Genomic DNA, 1,554 nt, shown 5'->3' on the forward strand with positions numbered 1-1,554 from the left:
CAAGATGGTTGTAATACTGAATTCAATGTTACGAGATGGCGTCATGTGGGATGAAAATATAGCCAAAATTTAGCTATTGACGCCATAGTCGTTTGTTATACACATTACGGATCGAGCCAAACACCTATATCAAGAGAGTTTCCAGTCTTAATTCGATAGTTAATTTGTGCTATAGCAATCCCTACTGTACTCATTGATACTTTGTTTAGGCTTGTTGCACCCCATTTAGACAGCAACTCTTCCATATAATCAAACTTATCAGATAGATGCTGTTTGATCTCTTGCGTACTCATAGTAGTTGAATCGAACAATTGCACTACAATGCGTATTTCATCTTCGTTTAACCCAACCCCCGTACACTTTGTTTTCAATTCATCCGCGTTAAGAGCATTGAACTGAAGCAAGTTTGGATAATGAAAGCATTGTAAAAATAAAGGTTTAACCTTTTCCACTCTGGCTTCTTCTAGGCTGATATCACTCAACTCAAAGCCCTTAGAAAAAAATGCAGGATATGAACTTCGAATTAGCTCCTCAATTGGCTTAATTGTACTTGTTTCATATAGTGAACAGCACCCAGAAAACTTTAAGTGCTGGTAACATAATTCGCTGCCTGTTAGTTCAGAAGTAAGTGGAGCGATAGTAGATTCCAGATATTGATAAAATTCCTCCAGAGTCGCCAAACCATTTCGTTTAGTTTGTGTAAGAATGAAGACTAAAGACAGAATATCCATTTGTTGAGATGTAAGCATAGAAGCTACATTTAAAGCCTGATCCAAAATGATCTGTTTGAGATCTCTCTCTTCAGAGTTAAACCTTTCTTGTAATAGGTCTACTAAAACAGCTTCAAGATCTTCATCACCAGATCTAACGAATGCTTTTTGAGCATCATATATTGCCGTTTGCATTCCTGGGTCTTGGAAAGCCGCTAGGCTTTCTTGCTGATTTTCTTTTAACTTGATTAAAAGTTGATCTAGCAAATGCTCGGCTCGCTGATATGCCAATGCGGCAGCGTCACTTGATAGCTGGAGATAGTTTGATTTATATACATCAAGTGCCACCTCTTTACAGTCTGAGTAACTTAACCCTTGCTTGTGTACAACGATTTTTTCAGCCTGATAATTTTCTGAGTTATTACCGGATACTTGCTCAAGATGTTTATCATTAATCATCAAGTTTACCTATATGTATATCTCTTTTTGCTTGTATGTTTTTCGATTTACTACCTGATTTTTGAGTCATTACGGTAGACTTCGAAAACAAGCCAAAAATAACAGTCAAAATAAAGATACCAGCTCCACTAAAGAACCATTCTTTGTTATCTACTATCCACTGCATACTTAACCTCAATTAATGTGTATAACGCCGCATTAAGGTGTGAGCAACGCGACCACAAAGCGAAACCATACCACCGAAAACACGAAACCCAACGATGGAATGAAAAATGCCATGCGTTGGGAATCACTCTTAAATGCTTTGTATGGATAATAAGCACTCCAATCGGGTAATGTGAGACCCAGGCTTTAGCTGCAACTAAAGCTTTCTATGTAGCAGTTC

Annotated in this window: 2 protein-coding genes; both read right to left on the bottom strand. The window is 37.7% G+C overall.

Annotation, left to right across the window (positions count from 1 at the left end):
* Positions 1 to 104: 104 nt before the first annotated feature.
* Positions 105 to 1,169 (bottom strand): LPO_1073/Vpar_1526 family protein, encoded by a 1,065-nt coding sequence (locus L2W36_RS27215; protein ID WP_236112068.1) that lies wholly within the window; start codon positions 1,167 to 1,169, stop codon positions 105 to 107.
* Positions 1,162 to 1,335, bottom strand: a complete 174-nt coding sequence (locus L2W36_RS27220) for a hypothetical protein (protein WP_229611604.1) — start codon at positions 1,333 to 1,335, stop codon at positions 1,162 to 1,164. The genes L2W36_RS27215 and L2W36_RS27220 overlap by 8 nt, the downstream gene beginning before the upstream one ends.
* Positions 1,336 to 1,554: the final 219 nt, after the last annotated feature.

Source organism: Vibrio sp. McD22-P3 (genome assembly GCF_021568915.1).
GTDB classification, from domain to species: domain Bacteria; phylum Pseudomonadota; class Gammaproteobacteria; order Enterobacterales; family Vibrionaceae; genus Vibrio; species Vibrio mediterranei.

Excerpts from the sequence above, each read along its gene's own strand:
- L2W36_RS27215 (WP_236112068.1), bottom strand. The coding sequence starts at position 1,169 with ATGATTAATGATAAACATCTTGAGCAAGTATCCGGTAATAACTCAGAA.
- L2W36_RS27220 (WP_229611604.1), bottom strand. The coding sequence starts at position 1,335 with ATGCAGTGGATAGTAGATAACAAAGAATGGTTCTTTAGTGGAGCTGGT.